A 22,463-nucleotide genomic window follows, 5' to 3' on the forward strand; every position below is an offset into this window, starting at 1 on the left:
GCTCCCCGTGTTCCCCCCGCCCCCCTGGCGGCCTTATAACACGCCCCCCCACCAGCACTCCCCCCCCCCCCCCCCCCCGCTCTACCGCCGGCCGCGCCCCCCCCGGGCCCCGCGGCCGACTGTTTGCGCCCGTATCGTTGGGTACGGCCGCGCGGCGGACCCGTCACTTGTCACCGACGATGCAGAGAGGCGCCGAGCAATGGTGCAGATCAAGACCCCCGAGCAGATCGCGAAGATGCGCGAGGCGGGGCTGGTGGTCGCTGCCATTCACGCGGCCACCCGTGAGGCCGCGGTGCCCGGCGCCACCACGAAGGACCTGGACCAGGTCGCCCGCAAGGTGATCGCCGACCACGGGGCGAAGTCGAACTTCCTCGGTTACGGCGGGTTCCCCGCGACCATCTGCACCTCGGTCAACGAGGTCGTCGTCCACGGCATCCCGGACGACAAGACGGTCCTCAAGGACGGCGACATCATCTCGATCGACGCCGGGGCCATCGTGGACGGCTGGCACGGCGACGCCGCGTACACCGCCTTCGTGGGCAGCGGTCACGCTCCGGAGCTGGTCGAGCTCTCCCGGGTGACCGAGGAGTCGATGTGGGCCGGGATCGCCGCGATGAAGGTGAACAACCGCCTCGTCGACATCTCCCGGGCGATCGAGTCCTACATCCGCCGGCAGCCCCGCCCGGCCACCGGCAAGTACGGGATCATCGAGGACTTCGGCGGCCACGGCATCGGCTCCGAGATGCACATGGACCCGCACCTGCTGAACTACGTCTCCCGCAAGCGCGGCAAGGGCATCAAGCTGGTCCCCGGTGTCTGCCTGGCGATCGAGCCCATGGTCTCGCTCGGTACGGCGCGGACGGAGACCCTCAGCGACGACTGGACGGTCCTGACGACGGACGGCACCTGGTCCTCGCACTGGGAGCACTCCATCGCCCTGACGGAGCAGGGACCGCTGGTCCTGACCGCCCCGGACTGCGGCCGGGCGAAGCTCGCGGAGTACGGAATCACGGCCGCGCCGGACCCGCTGGGGTGACCCGTCCGCTCGCGGAAGGTCTAAGGATCATCAGCAGTGGGCAAACTTGACGGATTCGTCTTTTGGAGTCCGCTGACGTAGACTGACTCGTCGGCTCTGGTGCATCCGTGTGTCCGCAGGTAAGACACGGGATCGCGAGAGCCGATCAAGGTAGCCGATTCGAAAGGCGAAGCGTGGCCAAGAAGCAAGGTGCCATCGAGATTGAGGGCACCGTGATCGAGTCCCTCCCGAACGCAATGTTCAAGGTGGAGCTCCAGAACGGTCACAAGGTCCTGGCGCACATCAGCGGCAAGATGCGGATGCACTACATCCGTATCCTCCCGGATGACCGGGTCGTGGTGGAGCTCTCTCCGTACGACCTGACGCGTGGCCGGATCGTCTACCGCTACAAGTAGATCTTGCCCGCACCCCGTTTCGGCGCGGTGATGGCACTGACCCGGAGAACCTGACATCCCATGAAGGTCAAGCCGAGCGTCAAGAAGATCTGCGACAAGTGCAAGGTGATCCGCCGTCACGGTCGGGTCATGGTCATCTGCGACAACCTGCGCCACAAGCAGCGCCAGGGCTGACGCACGACCCCCCTGCATCTCGCAGTTCTTCGCGCGACGCACGTAATCACGTACATACGCAGAGCCCGTCCAAGCCACGGCTGACGACACCTCCGGCGGGGGCCGGAGACCCGGGCGTACCACCTCTCCCAGCGAGGGGTCGGCGGTCGGGAGTGGTTCTGTGGAAGACCCCCGAAATAACAACTGGAGCCATTGAATGGCACGCGTTTCAGGTGTTGACATCCCGCGCGAAAAGCGCGTGGAGGTTGCCCTCACCTACGTCTTCGGTATCGGGCGCACCCGGTCCAAGGAGATCCTCGCCTCCACCGGCGTGAACCCGAACACCCGCGTTCGTGACCTGGCCGAAGAGGACCTGGTCAAGATCCGCGAGTACGTGGACGCCAACCTCCGCACCGAGGGTGACCTCCGCCGTGAGGTCCAGGGTGACATCCGCCGCAAGATCGAGATCGGCTGCTACCAGGGCATTCGTCACCGCCGCGGTCTGCCGGTCCACGGTCAGCGCACCAGCACGAACGCGCGTACCCGCAAGGGCCCGCGTCGCGCCATCGCCGGTAAGAAGAAGCCGGGCAAGAAGTAGTCCTCAGCGGACGCACTGTGCCGACCGGATCTCCGGACCGGCGCAGCAACCAGCGGTCTTCGCTGTAGGACCGATCACCTCCCCTCTCCATCTGGAGTCAAGACATGCCCCCCAAGGGTCGTCAGGGCGCAGCCAAGAAGGTGCGTCGCAAGGAAAAGAAGAACGTCGCTCACGGCCACGCGCACATCAAGAGCACGTTCAACAACACCATCGTCTCGATCACGGACCCCTCGGGCAACGTGATCTCCTGGGCCTCCGCCGGCCACGTCGGCTTCAAGGGCTCGCGCAAGTCCACCCCCTTCGCCGCGCAGATGGCCGCCGAGTCGGCCGCCCGCCGCGCGCAGGAGCACGGCATGCGCAAGGTCGACGTCTTCGTCAAGGGTCCCGGCTCCGGCCGTGAGACCGCGATCCGCTCCCTCCAGGCCACGGGCCTTGAGGTCGGTTCGATCCAGGACGTCACCCCGACGCCGCACAACGGCTGCCGTCCGCCGAAGCGTCGCCGCGTCTGATCCGTCGCGGCCGGTGACGGCCGCGCGTCAGTAGCGTCCGGGTCCGGGCGGTACGCCTCATTCGGGGCGTACCGCCCGTACCCTTGTTGCATCTGTCGGGCATCAAATAGTGGGTGCCCACGACTGAAGGACTCTCCCCATGCTTATCGCTCAGCGTCCGTCGCTGACCGAAGAGGTCGTCGACGAATTCCGCTCCCGGTTCGTGATCGAGCCGCTGGAGCCGGGCTTCGGCTACACCCTCGGCAACTCCCTGCGCCGTACCCTCCTCTCCTCGATCCCCGGTGCCGCTGTCACCAGCATCCGGATCGACGGGGTCCTGCACGAGTTCACCACCGTGCCGGGCGTCAAGGAGGACGTCACCGACCTCATCCTCAACATCAAGCAGCTGGTCGTCTCCTCGGAGCACGACGAGCCCGTCGTGATGTACCTGCGCAAGCAGGGCCCGGGTCTGGTCACCGCCGCCGACATCGCGCCCCCGGCCGGTGTCGAGGTGCACAACCCCGACCTCGTCCTCGCCACGCTGAACGGCAAGGGCAAGCTGGAGATGGAGCTGACCGTCGAGCGCGGTCGCGGCTACGTCTCCGCCGTCCAGAACAAGCAGGTGGGCCAGGAGATCGGCCGGATCCCGGTCGACTCCATCTACTCGCCGGTGCTCAAGGTCACGTACAAGGTCGAGGCGACCCGTGTCGAGCAGCGCACCGACTTCGACAAGCTGATCGTCGACGTCGAGACCAAGCAGGCCATGCGTCCCCGTGACGCCATGGCGTCGGCCGGTAAGACCCTGGTCGAGCTGTTCGGTCTGGCGCGCGAGCTCAACATCGACGCCGAGGGCATCGACATGGGCCCGTCCCCGACGGACGCCGCGCTCGCCGCCGATCTGGCGCTGCCGATCGAGGAGCTGGAGCTCACGGTCCGTTCGTACAACTGCCTCAAGCGCGAGGGCATCCACTCCGTGGGTGAGCTCGTGGCGCGTTCCGAGGCCGACCTGCTCGACATCCGCAACTTCGGCGCCAAGTCGATCGACGAGGTCAAGGCGAAGCTGGCCGGTATGGGCCTCGCGCTGAAGGACTCGCCTCCCGGCTTCGACCCGACCGCCGCCGCCGACGCCTTCGGCGCCGACGACGACGCGGACGCCGGTTTCGTGGAGACCGAGCAGTACTGAGCCGCCTTCCGGCCGGGGTGCCCTGATGTGAGGGTGCCCCGGGCCGGGGCCGAGGCTCTGTCCTCAATCGCCGGACGGGCTTGATTTTGGCCGATGTCCGGCAGCTACGACTTCCGTGAGGCGTCCGCCTCGCGGGAACTGACACCGGTACCTGATACGGCCGGTGCAGCACACAAGGAGAATCACCATGCCGCGTCCCGCAAAGGGTGCCCGTCTGGGCGGCAGCGCCGCGCACGAGCGTCTGCTCCTCGCCAACCTGGCGAAGTCGCTGTTCGAGCACGGCCGCATCACGACGACCGAGGCCAAGGCCCGCCGCCTGCGCCCCGTCGCCGAGCGCCTCGTCACCAAGGCGAAGAAGGGCGACATCCACAACCGTCGCCTGGTGCTGCAGACGATCACGGACAAGAGCGTCGTCCACACGCTCTTCACCGAGATCGCCCCCCGATACGAGAACCGCCCCGGTGGTTACACCCGTATCACCAAGATCGGCAACCGTCGTGGCGACAACGCCCCGATGGCGGTCATCGAGCTGGTCGAGGCGCTGACCGTGGCCCAGCAGGCCACCGGTGAGGCCGAGGCCGCGACGAAGCGTGCGGTCAAGGAAGACGCCCTCAAGAAGGACGAGGCCCCCGCGGCCGAGTCCACCGAGGCCGTCGAGGACGCCAAGCCGGTCGAGAAGGCCGACGAGGAGTCCAAGGACGCCTGAGCGTTCTGACGACCACGGGACGGGCCCGCATCTCCCTTCGGGGCGGTGCGGGCCCGTTCTGCTGACCAGGGTGTGGACCAGGGGTGTGGAGAGGATGACGCGGTGAGTGACGAGGCGGAGCCCGGTTTCGTACGGGTGCGGCTGGACCTGTCCTACGACGGCAAGGACTTCTCCGGCTGGGCGAAGCAGACCAGCCGGCGCACGGTGCAGGGCGAGATCGAGGATGCGCTGCGGACCGTGACGCGGTCGGCCGTGACGTACGACCTGACGGTGGCGGGCCGCACGGACGCCGGGGTGCACGCACGGGGGCAGGTGGCCCATGTGGACATGCCGGAGGCGGTGTGGGCCGAGCACGAGGAGAAGCTGCTGCGGCGGCTGGCGGGCAGGCTTCCGCAGGATGTACGGATCTGGCGCGCGGCCCCCGCCCCGGCCGGGTTCAACGCCCGTTTCTCCGCGCTCTGGAGGCGTTACGCCTACCGGGTCGGCGACCGGCCCGGCGGGGTGGACCCGCTGACGCGCGGTCATGTGCTGTGGCATGACCGGCCGTTGGACCTGGACGCGATGAACGAGGCGGCCGCGCTGATGGTGGGCGAGCACGACTTCGCCGCGTACTGCAAGAAGCGCGAGGGCGCCACCACCATCCGTACGCTCCAGAAGCTGAGTTGGGTACGGGATCCGGCTTCCGGGGTCCTCACCGCGACCGTGCAGGCGGACGCCTTCTGCCACAACATGGTGCGGGCGCTGATCGGGGCGGCGTTGTTCGTCGGTGACGGTCGGCGCCCGGCGGCCTGGCCCGCCGAGGTGCTGGCCGCGAAGGTGCGCGACCCGGCGGTGCACGTGGTGCGGCCGCACGGGCTGACGCTGGAGGAAGTGGCGTACCCGGCGGACGAGTTGCTGGTCGCTCGGGCCGAGGAGGCCCGTAACGTCAGGACGTTGCCGGGGGCGGGGTGCTGCTGAGGCGTCGGGACGGACCGGGGCAGGGTGCCGCTGTGGCGTCAAGGTGCTCTTGGCGGCGGGGTGTTGAGTACGTCAGGACGCTGCTGGTGCGGGTTGCTGCTGAGGCTTGCGTGGCGGAGGCTTTACGCGTCCGGTTCCGCGGCCGCCTGTGAGGCCTGGAGCCGGCCGCGCTGGTGGATCTGGCGGAAGACGAAGTTCGTCAGGTCGTCGCCGACCGCGAAGACGTTCTTGTCCTGGGCGGTGACGCGGGTGCCGTCGGTGAAGCCGCCGACGGTGAAGTAGGCGTACCGGCCGTAGGAGTTGGCGGTCCGTCGGCAGACCGTACCGCCGCGGCAGAAGGTGGGTACGCCCGCGCCTTCGAGGGAGGCGATGCCGCCCGACGCCTGGTCGACCGCCTTCTCCGCGCGGGCCTGGGTGTCGAAGACCGCGATGCCGACGGTGACGGCGACCCCGTCCTTGCGGTAGGTCGCGCGGATGAGCTGCTCGCAGCCGTTGTCGGCGAGGACCGCGCCGAGGGCGCCCTGGGTGGCGTTCGCGCAGTTGGTGACGCGGTTCGTCGCGCCCTTGAGGTGGATGCGGTCGCCCATGGCGAGCTTCTCGCCGGGGAAGAAGCCGTCGACGGTGATCGGCGCCTTGTCCTTGGCCGCGCTGGCTATGTACTCCTTCGGGTCCGGCGGGGGCGGCGGGGCCACCGAGGAGAAGGAGGGCTCGGGCGCGGAGGTGTCCTCCGGGAGGTCGGCCGGGGCGGGCAGCTTGCTCGCGCTGCTGCCCGGGTCGCTCTTGCCGCCCCCCGTGCTGACCACGGCGGTGGCCACGATCGCGCCGACCAGCGCGGTGGCCAGCACCCCGCCGCCGATCATCAGCCACCGCTTGCGGCGGGCGCGCGCGGCGGACTCCTCGGCGAGCGCCGCCCAGTCCGGAGTCCCGTTGTCCCCTGGCCCCCAGGAGGGCCCCCCTTGCCATGAACTCATGCGCGAATCCTAGAGCGTTCCGTTCGAGGGGAGGACCGGCGGTCGTAAACCGGTTGGGCCAGGGCCTCGCGGGCCGTGACAATGCTCTGTATGGGACATCTAGAAGCAGGCCACCTGGAGTACTACCTGCCGGACGGACGGGTGCTGCTCGGCGACGCCTCGTTCCGGGTGGCCGACGGGGCCGTCGTCGCCCTCGTCGGGGCGAACGGGGCGGGCAAGACGACCCTGCTGCGCCTCCTCGCCGGTGAGCTCCAGCCGCACGGCGGCACGGTCTCGGTGAGCGGCGGGCTCGGTGTGATGCCGCAGTTCGTGGGCTCGGTGCGGGACGAGCGTACGGTGCGTGACCTGCTGGTGTCCGTGGCCCAGCCCCGGATCAGGGAGGCCGCGAAGGCCGTCGACGCGGCCGAGGAACGCATTCTCACCGTCGACGACGAGGCCGCGCAGATGGCGTACGCGCAGGCGCTGAGCGACTGGGCCGAGGCGCGCGGGTACGAGGCCGAGACGGTCTGGGACATGTGTACGACGGCGGCGCTGGGTGTCCCGTACGAGAAGGCGCAGTGGCGTGAGGTGCGCACGCTCAGTGGCGGTGAGCAGAAGCGGCTGGTGCTGGAGGCGCTGCTGCGCGGGCCCGACGAGGTGCTGCTCCTGGACGAGCCGGACAACTATCTGGACGTCCCCGGGAAGCGGTGGCTGGAGGAGAAGCTGAAGGAGACCCGTAAGACGGTCCTCTTCGTCTCCCACGACCGGGAGCTGCTGTCGAGGGCCGCCGAGAAGATCGTCAGCGTGGAGCCGAGCGCGGCGGGCAGCGATGTGTGGGTGCACGGTGGCGGCTTCGCCACGTACCACCAGGCGCGCAAGGAGCGGTTCGCGCGGTTCGAGGAGCTGCTGCGGCGGTGGCAGGAGGAGCACGCCCGGCTGAAGGCGCTCGTCCTGCGGATGCGGCAGCAGGCGGCGAACAGCCCCGACATGGCCAACCGCTACCACGCGATGCAGACCCGCTTCAAGAAGTTCGAGGAGGCGGGCCCGCCGCCGGAGCCGCCGCGCGAGCAGGACATCCGGATGCGGCTGCGCGGCGGGCGGACCGGGGTGCGGGCGGTGACCTGCGAGGGGCTGGAGCTGACCGGGCTGATGAAGCCGTTCGACCTGGAGATCTATTACGGGGAGCGGGTGGCCGTCCTCGGCTCCAACGGGTCCGGCAAGTCGCACTTCCTGCGGCTGCTGGCGGGGGAGCCGGTGGCGCACACGGGGGAGTGGAAGCTGGGGGCGCGGGTCGTGCCGGGGCACTTCGCCCAGACGCACGCGCACCCGGAGCTCCTGGGGAAGACCCTGGTGGAGATCCTCTGGTCCGAGCACGCCAAGGACCGGGGCGGGGCGATGGGGGTGCTGCGGCGGTACGAGCTGGAGCGGCAGGGGGACCAGGCGTTCGAGCGGCTGTCGGGTGGGCAGCAGGCGCGGTTCCAGATCCTGCTGCTGGAGCTGGCGGGGACGACGGCGCTGCTGCTGGACGAGCCGACGGACAACCTGGACCTGGAGTCGGCGGAGGCGTTGCAGGACGGGCTGGAGGTGTACGACGGCACGGTGATGGCCGTCACGCACGACCGGTGGTTCGCGAAGTCCTTCGACCGGTATCTGGTCTTCGGCTCGGACGGGGTCGTACGGGAGACGTCGGAGCCGGTGTGGGACGAGCGGCGGGTGCAGCGAGCGCGGTGACCTTGGCGGTCGGCGGCGGGGGTGGGGGTGGTGGCGGCCGGGGCCGTGGGGGTGCGGTGCGGGGGGCCGTGCGGCGCCGTTGCGGGGGCGCTGCCCCCGGGCCTCCGCGCCTCAAACGCCGGCGGGGCTGAAAAGACCGCCTCAAGCGCCGGCGGGGCTGGAAAGGTCGCCTCAAGCGCCGGCGGGGCTGGGGGCGTGAGGCGGGGGTGAGGAGATCGCCTCAAGCGCCAGCCGGGCTGAAGGTGTGCGGCGAGGCTGGACCGTGCGGCTGCGGGGCTGGGGGTGCGGGACCGTTTTGACCCGTCCGGGGCGGGGCGGGTAGTGTCGAGGTTTGTTATGCGTATCGGCTTCGTCGTTTTCGTACGAGAAGCCCTTACGTAGGTTCTCTGGAGCAGTTACCAGTGGCTCGCATACGGGCAGCGTCCCGGCAGTGTGAGCCCCAGCTGCATGATCGCTTCAGGGGTGCCATGTGTTGTCTGGACCTCATCCACTGAAGAAGCGAAGGCTACGAAGTGCGTACGTACAGCCCCAAGCCCGGAGATGTGACGCGCCAGTGGCACATCATCGACGCTCAGGACATCGTCCTGGGCCGTCTGGCCACCACGGCTGCGAACCTCCTCCGAGGCAAGCACAAGGCGATCTACGCCCCCCACATGGACATGGGCGACTTCGTCATCATCATCAACGCCGACAAGGTTCACCTGTCGGGTAACAAGAAGACCCAGAAGATGGCGTACCGCCACTCGGGCTTCCCGGGCGGTCTCCGCTCGGTGCGCTACGACGAGCTGCTCTCGAAGAACCCTGAGAAGGCCGTCGAGAAGGCGATCAGGGGCATGATCCCCAAGAACACCCTGGGCCGTCAGGTGCTCTCGAAGCTCAAGGTCTACGCGGGCGACCAGCACCCGCACGCTGCGCAGCAGCCGGTCCCGTTCGAGATCACCCAGGTCGCGCAGTAGTTCCGGCCACCCCCTAAGACATACAGAAAGATCTGAGGAGCATCGTGGCCGAGACCACTGTTGAGAACCCTGTCGAGGGCACCGAGGGCGAGGAGACCTTCGCCGAGGTGACCACCTTCGAGTCGGAGGTCCCCGTCGAGGGTGAGTACACCTCCGAGTCGCTCGCGGGCCGCTTCGGCGACCCGCAGCCCGCGGCCGGCCTGGGCCGTCGCAAGAACGCCATCGCCCGCGTCCGGATCGTTCCGGGCACCGGCAAGTGGAAGATCAACGGTCGCACCCTTGAGGACTACTTCCCCAACAAGGTGCACCAGCAGGAAGTCAACGAGCCCTTCAAGGTGCTTGAGCTCGACGGCCGCTACGACGTGATCGCCCGTATCTCGGGTGGCGGCGTCTCCGGTCAGGCCGGCGCCCTGCGCCTCGGCGTGGCCCGCGCGCTGAACGAGGCGGACGTGGACAACAACCGCGCCACGCTGAAGAAGGCCGGCTTCCTCTCCCGCGACGACCGCGCGGTCGAGCGCAAGAAGGCCGGTCTCAAGAAGGCCCGTAAGGCGCCGCAGTACAGCAAGCGCTAAATCGCCTGCTCGTCTGCATCACACGTACGCCCCGGCGGCACACTCCGTGCTGCTGGGGCGTTCGTTTATCGGGCCCCGCAGGCGTATAACGGCATGAGACGTTCATCGGCCCGCACGCGCGTACCTCTCTTATGAGGCTGACGAGCTGCGCCATGCCGCCTGCCCGGCCATTTTGCTGTTTTCGTGGTTGTGGTTGTTTAGTTTCGCTTTGCTTTGGTTTTTTGTGGTTTCGGAGCACCTCGGAGGACACCAGTGGGACGACTCTTCGGTACGGACGGAGTGCGCGGTGTCGCCAACGCGGATCTGACGGCCGAGCTCGCGCTCGGGCTCTCGGTCGCGGCGGCGCACGTACTCGCCGAGGCGGGCACCTTCGCGGGCCATCGCCCGACCGCCGTGGTCGGCCGTGACCCCCGGGCATCCGGAGAGTTCCTGGAGGCCGCCGTCGTGGCCGGTCTGGCCAGCGCGGGCGTGGACGTCCTGCGCGTCGGCGTGCTGCCGACGCCGGCCGTGGCGTACCTCACCGGCTCGCTCGGCGCGGACATCGGCGTGATGCTCTCCGCCAGCCACAACGCCATGCCGGACAACGGTGTGAAGTTCTTCGCGCGCGGCGGCCACAAGCTGGCCGACGAGCTGGAGGACCGGATCGAGACGGTCTACGAGCAGCACCGCACCGGTGAGCCGTGGAGCCGCCCGACCGGCGCGGGCGTGGGCCGGGTCACCGACTACACCGAGGGCTTCGACCGGTACGTCGCCCACCTCATCGGCGTTCTCCCCAACCGGCTCGACGGGCTGAAGGTCGTCCTGGACGAGGCGCACGGCGCCGCCGCCCGGGTCTCGCCCGAGGCGTTCGCCCGGGCCGGGGCCGAGGTCGTCACCATCGGCGCCGAGCCGGACGGCCTCAACATCAACGACGGCTGCGGCTCCACCCACCTGGACCTCCTGCGCGCCGCCGTCGTCGAGCACGGTGCCGACCTCGGCATCGCCCACGACGGCGACGCCGACCGCTGCCTGGCCGTGGACGCGGCGGGCGAGGAGGTCGACGGCGACCAGATCCTGGCCGTCCTGGCCCTCGCCATGCGGGAGGCCGGGCAGCTCCGCAAGGACACCGTCGTCGGCACCGTGATGTCCAACCTCGGCTTCAAGATCGCCATGGAGCGCGAGGGCATCCAGCTCGTCCAGACGGCCGTCGGTGACCGTTACGTCCTGGAGTCGATGAAGGCCGAGGGCTTCGCGCTCGGCGGCGAGCAGTCCGGCCACGTCATCGTCCTGGACCACGCCACGACCGGCGACGGCACGCTGACCGGCCTGATGCTGGCCGCCCGCGTCGCCGCCACCGGCCGGAGCCTCGCGGAGCTGGCCGGGGTCATGCAGCGCCTGCCGCAGGTGCTCATCAACGTGCCCGACGTCGACAAGTCCCGCGTCACCACCTCGCCCGAACTGGCCACCGCGGTGACCGAGGCGGAGCGCGAGCTGGGCTCCACCGGTCGCGTACTGCTGCGTCAGTCGGGTACGGAGCCGCTGGTACGGGTCATGGTCGAGGCCGCCGACATCGAGCAGGCGCGCGCGGTCGCGGGCCGGCTGGCCGATGTGGTGAAGTCGGCGCTGGGCTGAGCCGCCGCTCTGTGCTCCGTGCTCCGTGTACGGACGGAAGCCCCCGGCGCGCACGCGCACGCCGGGGGCTTCGCCTTTCAGGCTTCGCCCCGGATGCTCAGGAGCTGTACTCCAGATCCGTCCGAGACGCCTTCTGCACGGCTTCCACAAGCCCGCCCGTGTCCAGGTCCTCCAGATACGTGACCATGCGGTCCCGGGCATCCCGCAGATGCTCACCCAGCTCTGAGGTCCCCACCTGAGTCGGCAGCAGGACGCGACGGAACTTCGGGTCCTGGATCAGCCCGGCCGCCAGCTTCTCCGCCAGCCACAACGGTGTCCGCTCGCGAAGGGCGAAGGTGAGGTGGACGCTCGACTCGTACCCCTCGGGTACGTACGGGTTGTGTACCCATCCGCGGGGCAGGAGCAACGACTGCCCAGGGAGGAGGTCGACGCGCATGTCCGGGCCGGCCGCCTCCCACTGGGGGACGTACTCCTCACACCAGACCCGGAAGCTCTCGTTGTGCTCCCGCATGGGCGCCTCTACGGGTGGCTTCCACAGGTCCCAGCGCTTGACCCCGGCCAGTTGGACGATCACCGCCATCTGCTGATCCCAGTGGTGGCGCAGCCCTTGGTTCCCGCTCGGCGTCATGAAGGCGTGTACGTAGTTCGAGTAGCCCGTCTCGGTCTGGATGTTCTGAGAGATCCTGGCCATGGGCGGGAGGATTCGTTGCAGGTTGCCGACCCTGACCGTGTGGCCGCCGTTGTACAGCCTCATCAGCTTTGTGGCATCGGTCCTGCCTTCCTCCTTCGTGTACGTTTTCGCGTTCAGCGACGGATTCGGGGCCCGTACGACCGCGATCTCTTCCGAGGGGAGACAGCCCGTGGCCATGTGTTCGAAGAGGAGACGTGCGCTGATCCGACTTTCCAGCGCACGGCTCTGTCGGTCGTACACACGAGGCTCATCGGGCCAGGTGTCCAGCAGGTCGGTGACGCCTTGCTCGGGGAGCAGGAGACGCAGCGACATGACGCTACCTCCTTACGCGGGTGGAGACAGGGGGCAAGAGATCTCAGGGTGAAACCGGTTCGGGCAGCAGACGACGGAGTAGGAGACCAAGTTGTCGGACGGGGTGTAGTAGACCCAGCTCACGTCCACACCGTGCGGCAGGACGTCCGCGGCATATTCGACCTTGGTGTCGAGGCTGCTGTAGGCCTTCAGCCCGTCCGGCCGCTCCATGGGCGGGCTGGACTCATAGATCCTGGTCAGCCATGCCAAGGAGCCTTCGACGTCGCGCCACGTACGTTCGTGGGCGGCGTGGTCCTTCTTCATGAGCCAGTAGCCGGTCATGGTCGGCGGCACGTTGCCCGACTGGAACTCCGCGGCGGCCTCTCGATATCGGTCGAGCGCCCGCTGCTGCCCCTTGTCTTCGGGGCTCGTGATCATCGGGGGTCCGTTGGGATGCGGGGGCCTGCGGCTTCCTTCCGCCCCGTACACCTTGGCGGAACCTACCCACGGGCCGTACCCGTGCCAGTGGCCAGTCCAGTTCATCGTGGCCTTTCGGAGAGAGGGGCCGGGCCGCCACACGGGCGGCCCGGCGCGAAAGGAGGGACTGTGGCTACGCGGTGAGGCTGCGCTTCGCGACCCAGCCTCGGGCGAAGTCGTCCAGCTCCTCCGTGCTGAAGCGCAGCTCGCGGCCGACGTCCTCCGGCTTGTTGCCTCGGACGGCGAAGGCCCCGCTGCCGAGGTCGCTGATCTCGACGCAGGACTCGTGCTCGCCCTGGAGGTTGCCGCCGCAGAAGTTCTCGAACGCGCCCTCGTCGACCGGGAGCGAGTAGATGCCGTTGCGGGTCATGGAGTAGACCTTCCTCATGCAAGGACCGTGCGGAGACCCGTTCTCCGCGCCGTGGAACGACCGTCTGCGGGGCATGGTCAGGAGTTGTAGGTCTTGATCCAGTCCGCGAGGGTCTTCACTTGCTCTGCCGTGCAGCCACCAGGCCGCACGGGGTCCCACCGTGTCGCTCATGATCATCGCTCCGCATGGCTCAGCCCGAGGTGGGACGCCTCAGAGCATCGGCCTCGCCGGCAACAGGGCTCAAGAGCCTTCTGCGAACTTGCATGGATTCACCCGAGCGCCTTGATCGCTGAGATGATCAGGTCTCGTGCCTGGCCGCCTACGACGGCCAGCCGGGACAGCTCGGCGTACGTCGTGACGTAGTCCTGTACCTCATGGGGCTGCGTCACCGTGAGGCTGCCGGAGACAAGCTCCACGGCAACCCGGTCCTCGTCGTAGATGGCGAAGGACTCGGTCGGCCAGCCGACTCCGCGGGGGCGGCGCATCGGAATCACGCCGAAGCTCACGGCTGGCTGGAAGGCGCTCGTCAGGAGCTGCCTGAGCTGCCCGGCCAAGACCTCTCCGTCTCCCAGCACCGTGTGCAGCACCCACTCCTCGACGAGCATGGCGAAGCTCTGGCGTCCGGACTGAAGCACCTTCTGGCGTTCCATCCGGATGGCGACGGCTTCTTCGATCTCGCCCGGAGCATCACGGAGCGAAACGACCGTCTGGAGCACCGCACGGGTGTAGTCCTCGGTCTGGAGCAGCCCGGGTACGACCCAGGACTGGTAGAAGCGGAATCGGCGGGTACGTTCGAAGAGGGGCCTGACCGAGTCCTGAACGTGCTCGATGCCGCCGCGTTCCAGGCGCTTCCACTCGACGTACATGCCCTCGACCATGCGCGCTGCTGCGATCAGGTCGGTGATCTGATCCTCCGCACCGCAGAGATACGCCCAGACCCGGATGTCGTGGTCCGAGGGTGTGGTGGTACCGCTCTGGATGCGGCTGCACTTCGATTCGTGCCACCCGGCCCCCGCCGCCAGCTCGCGTGCAGTGAGGCCGGCCCGCTTCCTCAGGTCACGCATTCGCGCGCCGAGAGCCTTCTTCGCGTGGGCGACGTTCTCGGCCGCGTGCTGCGCTTCTGTCGACGGGGACACGGGTTGCACCAGTTGGACTAGCTGATCAGGACGGGGCGTACTCCTCGTGCGGGATGCCTCGCTCCCACACGCTCTCGAAGGCATGCGAGCAGAGCCTGACCAGGCCCGGCTCCCGGGTCCGCTCCTCGTCACCTTCCGGAGACAACTCCCCGTCCCCGGTGAAGTGGAGGAAGACCACCAACTCGCCGTCGAACAACCAGAAGTCGTTCCCCGGGAGCGCTAGATCCGACGCCTTTCGGCGAGGCAGCCACCGAGTGTGTTCCCCGCTGACGTTGCCGTCCGCCGTCAGATGGTACTCAAAACGGATGTAGTCGGAGACGGGTTCGGAGATGATCCTCGCCCTCCGAACCTCCACTCCTCGGCTGGTGATCTCGCGCATGAGTTCGCGCCAGGCACTCTGGTCCCCGTCGTCCTCGGGAGACACGCTGCCGGGGTCCTTCTGCCACGCGATGAACCGAGGATCGGACCTCATGTACCCGTCGCGCATCTCCAGATGCACGGCAGACCGTTTCGCGAGCCTGAACAGCTCAATGAACGTCGGCTCCGGTTCCGTCACCACTGCCAGCCACCCCCCGGAAGAATTGCGCCATGTACGTCGGAATCTCCACGACTCCTTCGTGGTCAGGCAGATCCAACTGGTCAAGGCGCTCTTGGTCCAGAACCTTGAGGCCCTGAACCAAGTACCTGTGCCGTACGTCGTCGTAGTAGACCGTCGCGCTCTTGCCTTCCGGGCTGTCGGGGTCCTTACCGAGCACATGCAGGGCCATGACGACCTCCATCATCGCTGGGTTGGCGATCTCCGTCTTCAGCTTGCACCGAACTGAGGCCGGTGCGCTGCTTCTTGATTACTACCGGCTGAAACAACCCAGGAGGGTGATGACCTCGTTCGGTGGTCCCGGCGGGCACGACGATGCGCAGATGCAGTACGCGGCCGGTCCTCCTCCCCGGGGCCGAACGGTCAGAGCTTGCGCAGGGAGAGCCGTTGGACCTTGTGGTCCGGGCCCTTGCGGAGGACCAGGGTGGCGCGGCCGCGTGTCGGGGCCACGTTCTCCAGCAGGTTCGGCTTGTTGATGGTCCGCCACATGGTGCGCGCGTACTCCAGCGCCTCTTCCTCGGAGACCTGGGTGTACTTGCGGAAGTACGAGGACGGGTCCTGGAACGCCGTGTCGCGCAGCTTGCGGAAGCGGCTCAGGTACCAGGTCTCGATGTCCTCGGCGCGCGCGTCCACGTACACGCTGAAGTCGAAGTAGTCGGCGAGCCCGACCCGCGTCCGGCCGTCCTTGCCGGGCAGCGCGGGCTGGAGGACGTTGAGCCCCTCCACGATGAGGATGTCCGGGCGGCGCACGGTGAGCCGTTCGCCGGGGACGATGTCGTAGATGAGGTGGGAGTAGACGGGGGCGGTCACCTCGTCCTTGCCCGCCTTGATGTCCGCGACGAACCGGGTCAGCGCCCGCCGGTCGTAGGACTCCGGGAACCCTTTGCGCGAGGTCAGCCCGCGCGCCCGGAGCTCCTTCATCGGCAGCAGGAACCCGTCCGTGGTCACCAGCTCCACGCGCGGGTGCTCGGGCCAGCGGGCCAGCAGGGCCTGGAGGATGCGGGCGCTGGTGGACTTGCCGACGGCGACACTGCCCGCCACCCCTATGACGAACGGGGTGCCGCGCTGTTCCCCGTGCCCGTTCCCGGCGTCCCCGAGGAAGGTGTTCAGCGCGCCGCGCAGGCCGGAGGTGGCCTGGACGTACAGGTTGAGGAGCCGGGAGAGCGGCAGGTAGACGTCCCGCACCTCGTCCAGGTCGATGACGTCCCCGAGCCCCCGCAGCCGCTCCACCTCGTTGGCGGTCAGCGGCAGCGGCGTCTTGTCCCGCAGGGCGCTCCACTCGTCGCGCGAGAGGTCGACGTAAGGGGTCGGCGCATGCTCGGTGCGACGCTGAGGGCTCCGTGCGGGCGATGTGATCACCCTTCATTGTTGCGGGAGTTTTAACGGAGTGGGGGGTGGGGTCGGTCACGTGGGTGTCGGTTCCGTGCCCGGGGGGCCGCGGTGGGCCCGGTGTCCGCTCCCCTGTGCCGGACACCGGGCCGGTCGTGCGGCCGTGCGGTCGTGCGGCCGGGTTTTCCTGCCCTGCGGTCGGAGCTCCCGGCCCTGTGGCCAGGGCTTTCGGCGCCGTACGGTCAGGGCTTCCGGCCCTTGGCGTCGACCACGGCGGCGTGGGTGCGGGCCAGGTCCATCAGGACGTCGCCGCGCTTCTGGACGACGTCCGGGGCGCCGCTGTCCCCACGCACGGTGTGCGTCCTGGTGACGACGGAGCGTTCGCCCGCGTAGCCGTACCCCACCGGGTCGATGAGGATCTCGTGCCGGGTGTCGCCCTCGTCGCGGTCGCGGGTGATCGCGATGACCTCGCGGCCGGAGGCGTCCCGGATCAGGTGGTCGGTGACCTCCACGCCCTTCACCGTGGCCATGGCCCGGTAGATCCGGGCGAGCGCGTCCGGCGGGATCGGGTACGACTCCAGCAGCACGGACAGGACGCGGAAGCTGTGCTCGTCCTCTGCCTCGGGGGGCCCGTCGGGTCCGCTGCCGGTGGGGAAGATCCTGCGCAGCTCCGCGAGCAGCGCCCCGGGGGCCTCCGGCAGCCCGGTGGCGATCCGGTAGGACTCACGGGCGGACCGGTAGTCGGTGTCGGACGTGTCGTTCTCCGCGAACGTGTCCTCGTACGGGACCCACCGGTCCGGGCTGAACCCCGGAGGCACGTCGACGCCCGCCTCCTGGAGCTCCTTCACCGCCTCCGCGTTCTCGGAGGCGCCGTCCACGACACGGGTGTAGATCCACTGGTCGGGGCGCGGTTCCGGCGGGACCTTCTGCCGCTCCAGGTGGTCGGCGGCCCGGTTCAGCACGGCGGCCGGGCCGGACAGGTCGAGGTCGCCCACGACGGTCGCCGGGGCCGTCTCCTCGGGCGGGGACGTGTCGACGACCTGGGTGATGACGAGGGCCGCCGCGGTGACCGCCACCACGGCACCGAGCGAGGCGATCCGCCAGTCCCGCAGCCGTCGCCCCAGCCCCGCCCTCACGGCGGAGGTACGGCTTGCGCCCCGGCCCGCGATGGCGTCGGTGAGGCGCCTGCGGCCGGGGGCGAGGTCGGCGCGGCCGGGCACGGGGGCATCGGCGCGCAGCTCGCGCAGCCGGGTCATTTCGTCCATGACGGGTTCAGCTCCTGTCCGGCCGGGGCGGGCGACGGGTCGAGTGCCGAGGTGAACGCGGGATCGGTGCTCAGGGCCTCGCGGACCTTGCGGCGGGCCCGGTTCAGCCGGGACCGCACGGTGCCGAGCGGTATCCGCAGCGCCTCGGCCACCTCCTGGTAGCCGAGGTCGGCCCAGGCGACGAGCAGCAGGACGTGGCGGTCCCCGGGCGAGAGCGCCGCGAGCGCCCCTGCCAGCGGCGCCTGGACGGCGATCCGGTCGTCGGCCCGGTCGCTCCAGGACGCGGCGACGGGGTCGTGTCCCGTACGGGCCAGGGCCTTCAGCGCCCGTACCTCGGTACGCCGGTGCTTGCCGATCAGGTTGGCGGCGATGCCGTACAGCCAGGGCCGGGCCAGCCGGTGGGCGGTGTCGTAGCGGTCGCGGGTGCGGAACGCGATGAGGAACGTCTCCGCCGTGATGTCGTCCGCCGGGCCCTCCCCGAGCCGGCGGGCCACGTAGCGGTGGATGTCCGGGGCGTGCCGGTCGTAGAGCCCGGCGAAGAGCTCGGGCTCGGCGAGGGACCGCGTGATGACGTCGGCGTCGTCCCTGCCGCCTCTGTCCTCGCTGTCCTCTCTGCCGTCGCCTTGGGTGTCGGGGCGGGCCGGAGGTGGTCCGGGCACTGCGCCTCCAGGGTTGGTCGGTCGGTGGGTGTGTCGGTCACCCCTGTTGTCCGCAGGGGCCGGAAAGGTTCACGCCCGCTTGTAACATCGCGGGCCGCCGGGGCGTGTCTATGACAGGAAGCAGCAGAGAAGCGGCAACGACCCAACAAACGACCACAACGAACGATCACAACAAACGACCACAGGCAGGGACAGGAACAGGATGTCGACGGAAGCTGAGTTCGACGCCTTCTACGCGGCGACGGCCAGACGCCTGGTCGCCACGGTCTACGCGATGACCGGCGACCTGGGGGAGGCCGAGGACGCGGTCCAGGAGGCGTACGCACGGGCCTGGCAGCGCTGGGACCGGCTGACCCGCGAGGGCGACCCGCTCCCGTGGGTGCGGACCGTCGCGTCCCGGCTCGCGGTCAGCGCCTGGCGCCGCGCCCGCAACCGGCTCCGCGCCCAGCTGCGCCACGGGCCCGCCCCGGACGACCCGGGACCGTCCGGCCGCTCCGGCGACCGGGCCGCGCTGGTGGCGGCCCTGCGGGAGCTGAGCGCGGACCAGCGGCGGGCGGTCGTGCTGCACCACCTGCTCGACCTGCCGGTGGAGGAGGTGGCCCGCGAGACGGGTTCCACCAGCGGCGCGGTACGGACCCGGCTCAGCCGCGCCCGCAAGCAGCTCGGCGAACGGCTCGCGCACATCGACACGTACGACGACGAGGGGATGGCCCGGCATGGCTGACATCGAGGAACTCCTGACCGACGCCCCCGTACGGCTGGCCCCGGCCGCGGCGGTCCGCGCCCGCGGCGAGCGCCGCCGGGCCAGGCAACGGACGGCCGTGGCGGCGGTGGCGGTGGTGGCCGCCGGGTCGCTGGGCTTCGGTGTGTGGGCGGGCCTGGTCCTGCCGCAGGAGAAGGGGGCGGACCGTACGGAGGTGGCCGCCCCGGGCCCGAACCCGTTCCTGTCCGACGGGGTGGTGGAGACCCCGGACCCCTCGGAGCTGCCCGGCCACGAGGTCCTGCGCTGGAGGACCGTCCATACGGAGACCGACGACGAGGCCGAGAACGCCCCCCTGCCGCAGGCGGGCCTGGACGCCGCGTGCGAGGTGCGGGCCGGTGGCGCGGCCGAGCCCGAGCAGCAGTTCACCCAGAGGTACGTGGGCAAGGACGGCGCACGCGCCCGCTACCGCGTCTCCGAGTACGCGACCCCGGCCGCAGCCGCCGAGGCCGTGAGCCGACTGGACTCGACGCTCGTCAACTGCGGGGTGGACCGGGCCGAGGGGGCCAAGGGGACGGCGGACGCCGAGTACTCCGGGGTGACCCGGCAGACGGCCGCGCAACTCGTCGTCACCGTGAAGTCCTGGGGGGCGTGGGTCGCCGTGCAGGAGACGCAACTGCTCCCGGCGGACGTGAACGACTGACCGGGCCCCCTCGGCTGCCGCGACCCGGTGGGCCACGACCCGGTGGGCCGGGATGCGGTGGGCGGGGATGTGGTGGGCCGGGATGAGGGTGACCGCGTCCCGGTCGGCCACGACGTAAAAGCTTTTAAGTACTTGCCTTTAACTTGTTGTTTAACCAAAGTCGTTCGGCGGGGACGCGGCAACGGTGACCTGGGCGGTCCAGGACCCGGGTTTCCGGGGCGGATTCCAGGTCACGTCGACCCGCGCTTCGTGGAAGTCGCGCGCGAGTCCCACCACTATGGCCGCTGCGGCGGCCTGTGCCTCGGCTGGGTCGGCGTTGACCGAAACGTCGGCGAGGCGCCCGCAGTGCATCCCGCCGTCCATGGTGAGGACACTGTGGCGCCAGCCTTCCGGCGTCGCGAGCAGGATGATGTCCTTCGGCATGCCGAAGGGAGGCCGCCTCTCCTTCTCCCGCTTCTGTCTCGTCATGGAGCCATCCAACCTGGTCGGCTTTCTGACGTTTCAGGCGGGCGGGACGGGACTTCAGGTGCCCCGCGGCGGGGCTTGGCGCCGACTTTGTGGTGGGCGGGACGGCTGAACGCCTCGCCGGTGGCGAGGACTCGCCCGACGTCGTGTCGGAGCTGGGCGTAGGCAGCGATCGCGAGCCAGGTCCACCGGTCGGCCGCTTCGGAGCTGCGGAGTCGGGGCTTGGTCCAGCCGGGGGTCTGCTTGAACAGGCGGAATGTGTGCTCGATGTCGAAGCGGCGAAGGAAGGACTGCCAGCAGCGGTCGACATCCAGTGTGGTGGCGCCGGTGCCGGACCACCACAGCCAGACCGGCTTGTTGACCCCGCCGCTGGGCAGCTTCTGAACGACCAGGCGGATGACGGTCCCCTCGATGAGCGGCAGCGGGCCGTCGTGGTCGAGCCATGCGGCCCGGCGGGTCAGCCGCGGGTGCAGCCGGTCCCATGCCTGCGCGGTCGCCGAATACGAACTCGCCGCCGTGCTTGGGCGGCCGGCCGCCCTTGGGATTGGTCAGGTGGAACTCTGCGCGCGAGGGTGTCGCACGCCGCATTACCCGGTCCGAACGGAGCCGGCCGATTCCTTGAGGTCCGGAAGAAATTTCGGGCGGCGTGTCGATCGGGGACCGGTCCGTTCGTCGTCATCGTGTAAGGCGGCCCGTACGGCGGGCGCGACACATCGGTGACAGGAGTCGGACCATGAAGTACATGCTGCTGATCCACAGCGGGGCCGTCGACGAGCAGGGCGGTGCGCCGCAGTGCACCGTCGAGGACTGGATGGCCTACGACAAGGACGTACGCGACGCGGGGATCCTCGTCTCCGGGGAGTCGCTGGCCGACCTGGTGACCGCCACCACCGTGCGGGTCTCGCCCGCCGGGGAGCGGACCGTGACGGACGGGCCGTTCGCGGAGACGCGGGAGCTGCTGGGCGGGTTCCTCGTCATCGACGTACCGGACCTGGACACCGCTCTCGACTGGGCCGCCCGGTGTCCCGGGGCGCGGGACGGGGGCTCGGTCGTCGTGCGGCCGGTCGCGGACTTCGGGGGCTGAGAGCGGTGGCGGAGGAGGGTGTGTCTCCCGGGGAGGCTCAGGTCGCTGTTGAGGCGGTGTTCCGGGAGGAGCGGGGGCTTTTGCTGGCCTCCCTCGTGCGGCGGTTCGGGGATCTTGATCTGGCCGAGGAAGTGACCTCCGAGGCCGTCGAGGCGGCCCTGCGGCACTGGCCGGCCGAGGGGGTTCCCGCCCGGCCCGGGGCCTGGCTGCTGACGACCGCGCGGCGCAAGGCCGTCGACCGGTTGCGGCGGGACCAGGCGTACGCGGCCCGGCTCGCCGTTCTTCAGGCCGACGCGGAACGGGCCGAGGCCGTCACCGTACCGGCTGAGCTGGGTGAACTGCCGGACGAGCGGCTTCAGTTGTTCTTCACCTGCGCCCACCCCGCCCTCGCCGCCGAGGACCGTACCGCCCTCACCCTGCGCTGCCTCGCCGGGCTCACCACCCCCGAGGTGGCGCGGGCCTTCCTCGTACCGACCGCGACCATGGCCCAGCGGATCGTGCGGGCCAAGAAGAAGATCCGCGAGGCCCGGATCCCGTTCCGGGTGCCCGGACCCGACGAGCTGCCCGAGCGGCTGCCCGGGGTGCTCCAGGTCGTCTACTCGGTCTTCACCGAGGGGTACGCGGCCAGCTCCGGCCCCCGTCTCCAGCGGCTGGACCTGGCCGAGGAGGCGATCCGGCTGGCCCGGATCCTGCGCCGCCTGCTCCCCGCCGAACGCGAGAGCGCCGGGCTCCTCGCGCTGCTCCTCCTCGTCCATGCCCGACGTGGGGCGCGGACCGGTCCGGGCGGGGAGCCGGTGCTCCTGGAGGACCAGGACCGGGGGCTCTGGGACCGGGCGATGATCGAGGAGGGGCGGGCGCTGGTGGTGGCGGCGCTGACCGGGGGGCCCGCCGGGCCGTACGGGGTGCAGGCCGCCATCGCCGCCCTGCACGACGAGGCGGCGGACGTGGCGTCCACGGACTGGGCGCAGATCGTGGCCCTGTACGACGTGCTGCTCACCCTCACCCCGTCCCCCGTGGTCGCGGTGAACCGCGCAGTGGCGGTGGCGATGCGGGACGGGCCGGGGGAGGGGCTGGCGCTGCTGGACGCGCTGGCGGGGGAGCCGAGGCTGCGCGCGTACCAGCCGTACGCGGTGGCGCGCGGCGATCTGCTCAGCCGCCTGGGGCGGGAGGGGGAGGCCGCCGCGGCGTACCGGGAGGCGCTGGAGCTGGCGGGCACCGAGCCGGAGAGGGACGCGCTGCGGCGGAAGCTGGGGGAGGGAGGGTGAGCCTTCTGCCCCTCCCTCAGGGGGTTACTTCACGTCTGCGTGGTCCCACGAGGCCGTAGGTTCGCCCTTCGGGAGGGGCGGTGGGCCGCTCGTGTCC

At 69.9% G+C, this 22,463-nt stretch carries 27 protein-coding genes and 1 pseudogene; 16 read left to right on the plus strand and 12 right to left on the minus strand.

Features of this window, described 5'->3' with window-relative positions; translation table 11 throughout:
- The first annotated feature begins 199 nt into the window (after positions 1–199).
- The 8 genes from map (at position 200) to truA (ending at position 5,516) form a co-directional block, all read left to right on the plus strand.
- On the plus strand, positions 200–1,036 hold the full coding sequence (map, locus tag ACFW9Z_RS28970) for a type I methionyl aminopeptidase (protein WP_384645527.1): 837 nt from the start codon (positions 200–202) through the stop codon (positions 1,034–1,036).
- A 173-nt stretch (positions 1,037–1,209) separates the two neighbouring features.
- Positions 1,210–1,431, plus strand: coding sequence for a translation initiation factor IF-1 (gene infA, locus ACFW9Z_RS28975; RefSeq protein ID WP_003956442.1), 222 nt, complete (start codon positions 1,210–1,212; stop codon positions 1,429–1,431).
- 60 nt (positions 1,432–1,491) lie between these two features.
- Complete coding sequence (rpmJ, locus tag ACFW9Z_RS28980) at positions 1,492–1,605, plus strand: 50S ribosomal protein L36 (RefSeq protein ID WP_003956441.1); 114 nt, start codon at positions 1,492–1,494, stop codon at positions 1,603–1,605.
- Between the two features lie 196 nt (positions 1,606–1,801).
- Positions 1,802–2,182: a 30S ribosomal protein S13 gene (rpsM, locus tag ACFW9Z_RS28985; RefSeq protein WP_018510587.1), complete on the plus strand. Its 381-nt coding sequence runs from the start codon at positions 1,802–1,804 to the stop codon at positions 2,180–2,182.
- 104 nt (positions 2,183–2,286) lie between these two features.
- Positions 2,287–2,691 (plus strand): 30S ribosomal protein S11, encoded by a 405-nt coding sequence (rpsK, locus tag ACFW9Z_RS28990; protein ID WP_003956432.1) that lies wholly within the window; start codon positions 2,287–2,289, stop codon positions 2,689–2,691.
- Positions 2,692–2,830: 139 nt separating this feature from the next.
- A complete protein-coding gene (locus tag ACFW9Z_RS28995) occupies positions 2,831–3,853 on the plus strand; it encodes a DNA-directed RNA polymerase subunit alpha (protein WP_003966937.1) in 1,023 nt (340 codons plus the stop codon).
- 187 nt (positions 3,854–4,040) lie between these two features.
- Positions 4,041–4,559, plus strand: a complete 519-nt coding sequence (gene rplQ, locus ACFW9Z_RS29000; protein ID WP_384645528.1) for a 50S ribosomal protein L17 — start codon at positions 4,041–4,043, stop codon at positions 4,557–4,559.
- Positions 4,560–4,661: 102 nt separating this feature from the next.
- Positions 4,662–5,516 (plus strand): tRNA pseudouridine(38-40) synthase TruA, encoded by an 855-nt coding sequence (truA, locus tag ACFW9Z_RS29005; RefSeq protein ID WP_384645529.1) that lies wholly within the window; start codon positions 4,662–4,664, stop codon positions 5,514–5,516.
- A gap of 122 nt (positions 5,517–5,638) precedes the next feature.
- On the opposite strand, the gene ACFW9Z_RS29010 is transcribed toward truA, so the two are convergent.
- Entirely contained in the window at positions 5,639–6,487 is an 849-nt protein-coding gene (locus ACFW9Z_RS29010) for a hypothetical protein (protein ID WP_384645530.1), read from the minus strand.
- Positions 6,488–6,577: 90 nt separating this feature from the next.
- On the opposite strand from ACFW9Z_RS29010, the gene ACFW9Z_RS29015 reads away from it, so the two are divergent.
- The 4 genes from ACFW9Z_RS29015 to glmM all read left to right on the plus strand — a co-directional run bounded on the left by ACFW9Z_RS29015 (position 6,578) and on the right by glmM (position 11,336).
- A complete protein-coding gene (locus tag ACFW9Z_RS29015; RefSeq protein ID WP_384645531.1) occupies positions 6,578–8,197 on the plus strand; it encodes an ABC-F family ATP-binding cassette domain-containing protein in 1,620 nt (539 codons plus the stop codon).
- A gap of 512 nt (positions 8,198–8,709) precedes the next feature.
- On the plus strand, positions 8,710–9,153 hold the full coding sequence (rplM, locus tag ACFW9Z_RS29020; RefSeq protein WP_384645532.1) for a 50S ribosomal protein L13: 444 nt from the start codon (positions 8,710–8,712) through the stop codon (positions 9,151–9,153).
- A gap of 44 nt (positions 9,154–9,197) precedes the next feature.
- Positions 9,198–9,725, plus strand: a complete 528-nt coding sequence (rpsI, locus tag ACFW9Z_RS29025) for a 30S ribosomal protein S9 (protein WP_010058767.1) — start codon at positions 9,198–9,200, stop codon at positions 9,723–9,725.
- Between the two features lie 252 nt (positions 9,726–9,977).
- Complete coding sequence (gene glmM, locus ACFW9Z_RS29030) at positions 9,978–11,336, plus strand: phosphoglucosamine mutase (protein ID WP_384645533.1); 1,359 nt, start codon at positions 9,978–9,980, stop codon at positions 11,334–11,336.
- Positions 11,337–11,433: 97 nt separating this feature from the next.
- Here glmM and ACFW9Z_RS29035 read toward each other — a convergent pair whose 3' ends face one another.
- The 9 genes from ACFW9Z_RS29035 to ACFW9Z_RS29075 form a co-directional block, all read right to left on the minus strand.
- Entirely contained in the window at positions 11,434–12,339 is a 906-nt protein-coding gene (locus ACFW9Z_RS29035; protein ID WP_384645534.1) for a JmjC domain-containing protein, read from the minus strand.
- Between the two features lie 12 nt (positions 12,340–12,351).
- Positions 12,352–12,756: a hypothetical protein gene (locus ACFW9Z_RS29040; protein ID WP_384645536.1), complete on the minus strand. Its 405-nt coding sequence runs from the start codon at positions 12,754–12,756 to the stop codon at positions 12,352–12,354.
- 172 nt (positions 12,757–12,928) lie between these two features.
- Entirely contained in the window at positions 12,929–13,183 is a 255-nt protein-coding gene (locus ACFW9Z_RS29045; RefSeq protein ID WP_384645537.1) for a DUF397 domain-containing protein, read from the minus strand.
- A 251-nt stretch (positions 13,184–13,434) separates the two neighbouring features.
- Entirely contained in the window at positions 13,435–14,301 is an 867-nt protein-coding gene (locus ACFW9Z_RS29050; protein ID WP_384645539.1) for a helix-turn-helix domain-containing protein, read from the minus strand.
- A gap of 25 nt (positions 14,302–14,326) precedes the next feature.
- On the minus strand, positions 14,327–14,788 hold the full coding sequence (locus tag ACFW9Z_RS29055; RefSeq protein ID WP_384645596.1) for a DUF6879 family protein: 462 nt from the start codon (positions 14,786–14,788) through the stop codon (positions 14,327–14,329).
- A 40-nt stretch (positions 14,789–14,828) separates the two neighbouring features.
- The gene (locus tag ACFW9Z_RS29060) at positions 14,829–15,068 is read right to left on the minus strand and encodes a hypothetical protein (RefSeq protein ID WP_384645540.1); all 240 of its coding nucleotides are present in this window, start codon (positions 15,066–15,068) and stop codon (positions 14,829–14,831) included.
- 191 nt (positions 15,069–15,259) lie between these two features.
- Positions 15,260–16,255: a type I pantothenate kinase gene (gene coaA, locus ACFW9Z_RS29065; RefSeq protein ID WP_384645541.1), complete on the minus strand. Its 996-nt coding sequence runs from the start codon at positions 16,253–16,255 to the stop codon at positions 15,260–15,262.
- A 212-nt stretch (positions 16,256–16,467) separates the two neighbouring features.
- Positions 16,468–17,490 carry a CU044_5270 family protein gene (locus ACFW9Z_RS29070; RefSeq protein ID WP_384645542.1) on the minus strand — a complete coding sequence of 341 codons (1,023 nt, stop codon included), beginning with the start codon at positions 17,488–17,490 and terminating at the stop codon, positions 16,468–16,470.
- Positions 17,478–18,149 carry an RNA polymerase sigma factor gene (locus ACFW9Z_RS29075; protein ID WP_384645543.1) on the minus strand — a complete coding sequence of 224 codons (672 nt, stop codon included), beginning with the start codon at positions 18,147–18,149 and terminating at the stop codon, positions 17,478–17,480. Before ACFW9Z_RS29075 ends, ACFW9Z_RS29070 begins: the two co-directional genes overlap by 13 nt.
- A gap of 202 nt (positions 18,150–18,351) precedes the next feature.
- Between ACFW9Z_RS29075 and ACFW9Z_RS29080 the strand changes: the two genes are divergently transcribed.
- Both ACFW9Z_RS29080 and ACFW9Z_RS29085 read left to right on the plus strand, forming a co-directional pair.
- The gene (locus ACFW9Z_RS29080; RefSeq protein WP_384645544.1) at positions 18,352–18,873 is read left to right on the plus strand and encodes a SigE family RNA polymerase sigma factor; all 522 of its coding nucleotides are present in this window, start codon (positions 18,352–18,354) and stop codon (positions 18,871–18,873) included.
- Positions 18,866–19,552 carry a hypothetical protein gene (locus tag ACFW9Z_RS29085; RefSeq protein ID WP_384645545.1) on the plus strand — a complete coding sequence of 229 codons (687 nt, stop codon included), beginning with the start codon at positions 18,866–18,868 and terminating at the stop codon, positions 19,550–19,552. Before ACFW9Z_RS29080 ends, ACFW9Z_RS29085 begins: the two co-directional genes overlap by 8 nt.
- Before the next feature lie 150 nt (positions 19,553–19,702).
- Here the strand turns inward: ACFW9Z_RS29085 and ACFW9Z_RS29090 are convergent, their stop codons facing one another.
- Both ACFW9Z_RS29090 and ACFW9Z_RS29095 read right to left on the minus strand, forming a co-directional pair.
- On the minus strand, positions 19,703–20,020 hold the full coding sequence (locus tag ACFW9Z_RS29090) for a hypothetical protein (protein ID WP_384645546.1): 318 nt from the start codon (positions 20,018–20,020) through the stop codon (positions 19,703–19,705).
- A pseudogene (locus ACFW9Z_RS29095) lies at positions 20,017–20,638 on the minus strand (transposase); the annotation flags it as partial. The gene ACFW9Z_RS29090 and the pseudogene ACFW9Z_RS29095, both read right to left, overlap by 4 nt.
- Before the next feature lie 112 nt (positions 20,639–20,750).
- On the opposite strand from ACFW9Z_RS29095, the gene ACFW9Z_RS29100 reads away from it, so the two are divergent.
- Entirely contained in the window at positions 20,751–21,101 is a 351-nt protein-coding gene (locus ACFW9Z_RS29100; protein ID WP_015610760.1) for a YciI family protein, read from the plus strand.
- A 5-nt stretch (positions 21,102–21,106) separates the two neighbouring features.
- Positions 21,107–22,366 carry an RNA polymerase sigma factor gene (locus ACFW9Z_RS29105; protein ID WP_384645547.1) on the plus strand — a complete coding sequence of 420 codons (1,260 nt, stop codon included), beginning with the start codon at positions 21,107–21,109 and terminating at the stop codon, positions 22,364–22,366.
- Positions 22,367–22,463: the final 97 nt, after the last annotated feature.

This window comes from Streptomyces sp. NPDC059452, from assembly GCF_042750035.1.
In the GTDB taxonomy this organism is placed as follows: Bacteria; Actinomycetota; Actinomycetes; order Streptomycetales; family Streptomycetaceae; genus Streptomyces.